This window comes from Streptomyces sp. B1866 (assembly GCF_031932565.1).
In the GTDB taxonomy this organism is placed as follows: Bacteria; Actinomycetota; Actinomycetes; order Streptomycetales; family Streptomycetaceae; genus Streptomyces.
The window spans coordinates 1-4,326 of record NZ_JAVSCF010000377.1; the positions used below are offsets into that span (position 1 = coordinate 1).

A 4,326-nucleotide genomic window follows, 5' to 3' on the forward strand; every position below is an offset into this window, starting at 1 on the left:
AGCCCACGAGGCGTCATCCGACGTGACATCAGCCGCCAGGCGACGTGGCCGGCCGACGTGCCGTCCCCGAACCACAACGCGAGGCATACCTCAGTGAACTTCACCCGCTGGAGCGCCCGACTTCCCGGAACACAGCGACGCACCGCCGCGCGCGCCCGCCGCGGCTCGGGGCGGCCGCAGGCTTCCGCCGCGGCGGGCGGCGGCAGCGGCTCCGTTCCGGCCGCGCGCGGCGAGCTCGCCGACGCCTCGTCCGGCGACGAACCGCCCCCGCGGCCGACCGCGGCGGCCCAGGGCTGGCTTGAGCCCGCCGCCCTGCGCACCCTCGCCGGGCTGTCCGTTCCCGACATCCTCGGCCAGATCCCGGCCCTGGTCGCCGTCGTGCACGGCCCCGACCACCGCATCGCGTACGTCAACGACGCGTACGCCGACCTGTTCGGCCTGCCCGTGCCCGGCGCGCCCGCCGGCCAGGCCCTGCCCGAGCTGCGCGACCTGGGCCTGCTGCCGCTCATGGACCAGGTGCGGCGCAGCGGCCGGCCGCGCACCGTCAAGTCGCGGCGGGTCCTCGCGGGCGACCGGTACCGGCCCAGCTACTACACCTTCACCTGCACCCCCATCGAGGTGGCCGCCCCGGGCCCCGCCGCCCTGCCCGGCCCCGAGGGCGCGGCCGACGGAGACTCCCGCCGGGCCCCGGCCGCCCGACCCGCGCCCGGGGCGCGCGGCCGGGAGGCCGCCGACCCGCGCCGCGGCGTCCTCGTCTTCGGCGCCAACGTCACCGACCAGGTCGAGGCGGCCGAGCGGCTGCGCGGCAGCGAGCGGCTGCAGCGGGAGGCCGCCGTCACCCTCCAGCGCAGCCTCCTGCCGCAGAAGCTGGAGCAACCCGACGACCTGCGGGTCGCCGCGACCTACCAGCCCGGCGGCACCGACGCGGCCGTCGGCGGCGACTGGTACGACGTCATCACCCTCGGCGCCGGCCGCACCGCCCTGGTCATCGGCGACGTCATGGGCCGCGGCGTGCGCGCCGCCGCCGTCATGGGCCAGCTGCGCACCGCCGTACGCGCCTACGCCCGCCTCGACCTGCCGCCGCACGAGGTGCTGCAACTGCTCGACGGACTGGCCGCCGAGATCGACCCCACCCAGATCGCCACCTGCGCCTACGCAGTCCACGACCCCAACGAGGGCCGCCTGGTCTACGCGTCCGCCGGCCACCTGCCCATGCTGGTCCGCGACGCCGACGGCATGCTGCGCCACGTCACCGAGCCCACCGGCCCGCCGCTGGGCACCGGCGGCTGGACGCACACCTCGGGCACGGTCCCCTTCACACCCGGCTCCACCGCGGTCCTGTACACCGACGGCCTGGTGGAGCGCCGCGACAAGGACATCGACGACGGTCTCGCCGCCCTGGAGCGCGCCTTCGCGGGCGCCACCGGCTCGCCCCAGGTCATGTGCGACCGCCTCATCCGCACGCTGGGCATCACCGCCGGCCACGACGACGACGTCGCCCTGCTCGTCCTGCAGAACCCGGTCCGTACGGGCCACGACGCCGAGCTGTTCCGCAACGCCGCGCTGGAACTGCTGGGCGGCGTCGAAGCGGCGCCCCGCGCGCGGGCCTTCGCTTCCGGCGTCCTGGCCAGCTGGCGCTTTCCCGCCGAGCTGCGCGACCACGGCGTGCTCGCCGCCGGCGAACTCGTCGCCAACTCGCTCCTGCACGGCACGCCCCCGATGCGGCTGCGGCTGCGCCGCACCGACCGGCGGCTGATCATCGAGGTGACCGACGGCGACGAGCACCTGCCGCGCCGCCGCCGGGCCGAGCCCGCGGACGAGGCCGGACGCGGCATCTCCATCGTGGAGTCCGTCGCCTCCTCCTGGGGCTCGCGTCGCACGCCGGGCGGCGGCAAGGCGGTGTGGTGCGAATTCCTGCTGCCTACCGCGAAGGACCACTGACGGAGGGCGGGGGCCGGGCCTAAAGGCTGTCCCGTAATCCCTCGTGGATCAGCGAGCGGCGTCAGGTGCGGTCAATCGCAAGGCGGCGATGCGTCCGAATAGTGGTTCTGTTCGGACGTTTCGCCAACGCCGCGAGTGGCCGTAGCCGGCGTCGGGAGCNGCTGCCCTGGCCACCGGATCCGCCTGGCCGCGCCGTCCCGCGCCCGCGGCGGCCGCCCGCAGCAGGCCGTCCTGCCGGGCCGTCAGCTGCCCGCCCAGCCGCAGGGCGAGCGCGGCGACGGCCAGCGAGCAGCCGATCAGCAGCGCGATGTACGCCCCGTGCAGCCCGGCCCCCGCCATCACCCCGCCCACCGCCGGCCCCACCGCCAGCGCCAGCTGCTTGACCAGGGCGAACGCGGAGTTGTACTGGCCTATCAGCGACGCCGGCGACAGGTCGGCGACCAGCGGAGCCACGGTGGGCGCCAGCATCGCCTCACCGAGGCCGAAGAGCGCGTACGTCGATATGAGGGCGCCGGTCGCGAAGCCGAGGCCGCCGCGCACCAGGCCCGCCAGGCCGGCCGCGGCCCACGCCACCGCCCATATCAGCCCGACCAGCGCGATGACCCGGCTGCGCCGCCGCCGCGTGACCGGACCCAGCACCAGGAACTGCGCCAGCACGATCACCGCCGTGTTCACGGCGAGCCCGGCGCCCAGCGTGGCGGGGGAGACGTGCGCGACCTCCACCGCGTACGCGGACAGGCCCGACTCGAACTGCCCGTAGCAGGCGAAGAACAGCATGAAGCCCAGCACGCACAGCCACACCATCGCCCGGTGCCCCAGCAGCGCCCGCCAGCCGCCTCCGGCCCCGTCCTCGGTGGGCACCGCGTCCGTCACCCGCGGCGCCTCGGGCAGCCGCGCGGTCGCCACCGCGGCGGCCAGCACCAGGGACATCGCCGCCTCGATCGCGAACAGGCGCACGAAGGTCGACGGGTCCGAGGTGTCCACCAGCAGCCCGCCGAGCAGCCCGCCGACGCCGAGACCCAGGTTGTTCAGGAAGAACTGCACGGCGAAGGCGCGCGACCGGGTGGCCGGCGTCGAGCACCACACGATCATCGTGGCGAGCGCCGGCTGGGTCACCGCCATGCCCGCGCCGAGCACGCCGGACGCCGCGATGACCAGCGGCTCGGTGGTGGCCAGGCCCAGGCTCAGCGAGCCCACGGCGGCCGTGACGGCACCGGCGACGGCCACCGGCAGCGGGCCGCGCCGGTCGATGCAGCGGCCCACGAAGGGCAGCACCACGAGCGCGGCCACGGCGAACGTCGCGAGCACCACACCCGCCGTGCTCGCGCCCAGGTCCCGCACCCGCGCCACGTAGATGAACAGGAAGGGGACGGTGAAGCCGTTACCGAACGCGCTCAGCGCGTTCCCCATCTGGATCCGGCGCAGCGCCGCGCCCATCACGCTGGTGGTCACCTCTCACCCTCCCGCCTCGGAGCCCGCGCCGAAGTGGATGCACGGACCAAGCCTGTAGACCTCAAGACTTAGATGCTAAACTTTTAACGTAAAGAGTACAAGGTGAAGGGCTTCGGGAGCTGAGGTACGGCGTGCCATACTGCGCGCCATGTCGGAGACCCCCGAGTCGGCCGAGCTGAGCCTCGACGAGCAGATCGCGGCCTACCAGCGCGAGTTCGCGGGCCTCGACCCGCAGGTCGAGCGCGTGATGAGCGCCCTGAGCCGGCTCAACCGGAGGATGAACGTCGCGTACGGGCGCCAGACGTCGACCCTCGGCATCAGCAACGCGGAGTGGGAGGTGCTGCAGGCCCTCGTCCTGTCCGGCGCCCCCTACCAGCTCGGTCCCGGAGACCTGGCCAAGCGCCTCGGCCTCACCCCCGCCGCCATGACCCACCGCATCGACCGCATGGCGGGCGAAGGTCTCGTCACCCGGCAGCGCGACGAGACCAACCGGGTGCGCGTCATCGTGGAGCTGACCCGGGAAGGGCGCGAGAAGTGGCTGGAGGCGATGCGGATGGCCTCCGTCTTCGAGGAGGACCTGCTCCAGGACCTCACCGGCGCGGAGCGCGCCCTGCTCGGCGGCCTGCTCCGGCGGCTGCTGCGCCGGGTGGAGGCGGCCCAGCCCGACGCGGGCGGCCGGCTAAACGACCTGGACGACATGGAGTGACGCGCGGCCCTGAGCCGCACCGGGCCGACCGCGGCTGACCGGGCCGGTCGGGTGGCCGCTGGTACGGGCAGGAGGCGAGCCGAAGAGAATCGGCCCCCAGAGGTTGACACCAGGTTCGCCGATGCGTAATGTTCTCCGAGCTGCCACGGGACCGTAACGGTTCTGCGACAGGCGGCCGAGCCGCGTCGGCGGCACTCCATTACTGCGCGGATGTCCTCTTCGGGGGG

At 74.5% G+C, this 4,326-nt stretch carries 3 protein-coding genes; 2 read left to right on the top strand and 1 reads right to left on the bottom strand.

Annotated elements, in window-relative coordinates; all coding sequences use genetic code 11:
- Window positions 1-93: 93 nt before the first annotated feature.
- A complete protein-coding gene (locus RKE29_RS28245; protein ID WP_312008530.1) occupies window positions 94-1,941 on the top strand; it encodes a SpoIIE family protein phosphatase in 1,848 nt (615 codons plus the stop codon).
- A gap of 48 nt (window positions 1,942-1,989) precedes the next feature.
- Here the strand turns inward: RKE29_RS28245 and RKE29_RS28250 are convergent, their stop codons facing one another.
- A complete protein-coding gene (locus tag RKE29_RS28250; protein ID WP_312008532.1) occupies window positions 1,990-3,378 on the bottom strand; it encodes an MFS transporter in 1,389 nt (462 codons plus the stop codon).
- A 163-nt stretch (window positions 3,379-3,541) separates the two neighbouring features.
- On the opposite strand from RKE29_RS28250, the gene RKE29_RS28255 reads away from it, so the two are divergent.
- Window positions 3,542-4,099: a MarR family transcriptional regulator gene (locus RKE29_RS28255; RefSeq protein WP_312008531.1), complete on the top strand. Its 558-nt coding sequence runs from the start codon at window positions 3,542-3,544 to the stop codon at window positions 4,097-4,099.
- The last annotated feature ends 227 nt before the right edge of the window (window positions 4,100-4,326 follow it).